Source organism: Eggerthella sp. 1_3_56FAA, assembly GCF_000185625.1.
Taxonomy (GTDB): domain Bacteria; phylum Actinomycetota; class Coriobacteriia; order Coriobacteriales; family Eggerthellaceae; genus Eggerthella; species Eggerthella lenta.
Window position 1 is genome coordinate 256,368 of the sequence record NZ_GL622579.1, and the last position, 2,013, is coordinate 258,380.

The following is a 2,013-nucleotide window of genomic DNA, read 5'->3' on the forward strand; positions in this document are numbered from 1 at the left end:
TCCTTGATCTGCTGCGGCTTCGCGCGGAGCTCCTCGACCTCGGGCTCCCCGTCGTCCCCGAGGACCACGTTGCCCTCCGCGTCGCGGGCGACCCGGGTGAGCCGCACCTCGCGGTCGGCGAGCAGCGGCACGACGCGCTGGTCCTCGTCGAACCGGCTCCGGTCGACGAACAGGGGGCTGAACCTGAAGCCCCCGACCGCAATGCCGTCCAGGACCGTGTCCGACGGCAGGGTCACTGAGTTGAACGTCCTCTCCTCCCCGGTGTCCCGGTCGACGTAGGGGACGCCCTCCCTCACAAAGCTCTTGTGGAAGGTCAGGTAGACCTTCCCTCCTCCTTCTGAGTCCATTCGCTTCTCCTTTCTCGATGCTCTGCCTCGCGGGCCTCGCGCGCCGCCTTCCTCTCGCCTCCCTTTCGCGCCGCGTGCGCATGGGACGGGCCCGCCTCCACCTGTGAGGTGGGGACGGGCCCTCCGGTTTCGACGTGTCGGTCCGAGCGGCTCGCTCAGCCGCCCATGACGTCGCGGGCCCAGGCGCCGCTCTTGACGAGGCTCAGGATGAGCAGGATGCACATCGCCAGGTACTGCAGCGCGTAGGAAAGCCCCCCGACCACCGAGTCGACGGGCGTCCCGGTGCCGGCCGAGACGGCGTTGAGGCCGGAGAGCACGATGGGGAAGCTCACCAGCACGACGAGGATCACGATGCCCGCGATGCAGACCCCGGCGAAGTTCCTGAGGAAGCCGATCCCGAGCTGCCGCGTCTCCTCGAGGGCGAGCAGGCTCAGGGGTATGGGAGCGAAGCAGGCGTAGACGTAGATCTGCACGCAGCGCGCCCAGCTGACGACGAGCGCGACCACGTAGGCGACGATCACCACGAGCCAGCTCACCACTGCGACCAGCATCATGGCGACCAGCGACGGCACGTCGTCCTCCTGGGTGACGAGGCTCACGGCGCCGAGGTCGAGCTGCGAGCCCTGTCCGAACAGCGCGACGATCCTCTCGATGGCCAGGCGTGTCACCTCGTACACCGCCCGGCACAGCTCGAAGCTGTGCTGGACGAGGAAGAGGAACACGGCGAAGAACACGAGCAGGAAGACGACCTCCCTGACCGCCGGCATCGACTGGCTGCCCTCCATGCGCTGGCTTATCTTGATGAGCTGCACGGTGAACACGAACGAAAGGATCCCGCAGCCTATGGGCAGGATGGCGTTCTCCCACGCGCCGTAGGCGATGTCGTACATGCTGATCCCGCCGGCGTTTCCCAGCATCTGGTCGAACCCCTCGGAGAGGATGCCGTCGTAGCCGATGGAGGCGAGCACCTGCACCTGCCCCGAGAAGATCCAGTTGCAGATGCCGCGGAGCTGCTCGCAGAGCCAGGCGTTGATGTCCTCGGCGATGCCGGCGTAGGCGGGCTGCGGGAAGAGCAGCGTCGCGAGGACCACCGCGAACGAGGCCGCTGCCGCCGCGAGGGGGAGCCTGGCAGGGCGCCGGCGTGCGGGCGCCGTCCCCGGCGCCGGGTTCCGTTTCGTCATGGCGGGCCTCCTAGAGAACCGTGAACGCGCCGCCGGCCCACTGGACGGTGACGATTGTCGAGGCGTTGTCGTCGAGGTGGAAGGTCGCCGAGACCATGCCGCTCGCGAGGTCGAGGAAGACCTCGCCGTCGAAGGAGGCGCTGGACGCCTGCGGGCTGCGCCGGGCGGCGTAGGCTCCGATCGCGGCCCTGAGCGCGTCCTCGTCGCCGCCCACGAGCTCGAGGTAGCGCTCGTCGAGCCCGGTGACCTCGAAGGGGCCGCCCCCGCCCTCGCTCGCCACGTAGCTCGGCGCGGCCGAGAAGGCGTCGGACGCCACGGCCGCGGGCTCCCCGTCTTCGAGCGTCACGATGAGGGTCGCCGCCGAGCCGTCCTCGAGGGTCAGCGTGACGATGGCCTGCCCGTCGGCCTCGGCCTCATCGGCCGCGGAGTAGGCGAGTGCGCTCACCGTGCCGTCCGTCGCGCTCTCGACCAGCGACCGGTCGGTG

2 protein-coding genes and 1 pseudogene are annotated in these 2,013 nt (G+C 69.5%); all 3 read right to left on the minus strand.

Translation table 11 applies throughout. The annotated features are described in order from the left end of the window. On the minus strand, positions 1 to 347 hold a 347-nt coding region (locus HMPREF1023_RS15570), incomplete at its 3' end, for a hypothetical protein (RefSeq protein WP_009304281.1). Between the two features lie 155 nt (positions 348 to 502). Further along, positions 503 to 1,528, minus strand: a complete 1,026-nt coding sequence (locus tag HMPREF1023_RS01095; RefSeq protein ID WP_009304282.1) for a hypothetical protein — start codon at positions 1,526 to 1,528, stop codon at positions 503 to 505. Positions 1,529 to 1,538: 10 nt separating this feature from the next. Next, positions 1,539 to 2,013, minus strand: a pseudogene (locus HMPREF1023_RS01100) (hypothetical protein); the annotation flags it as partial.

Excerpts from the sequence above, each read along its gene's own strand:
- HMPREF1023_RS01095 (WP_009304282.1), bottom strand. The coding sequence starts at position 1,528 with ATGACGAAACGGAACCCGGCGCCGGGGACGGCGCCCGCACGCCGGCGC.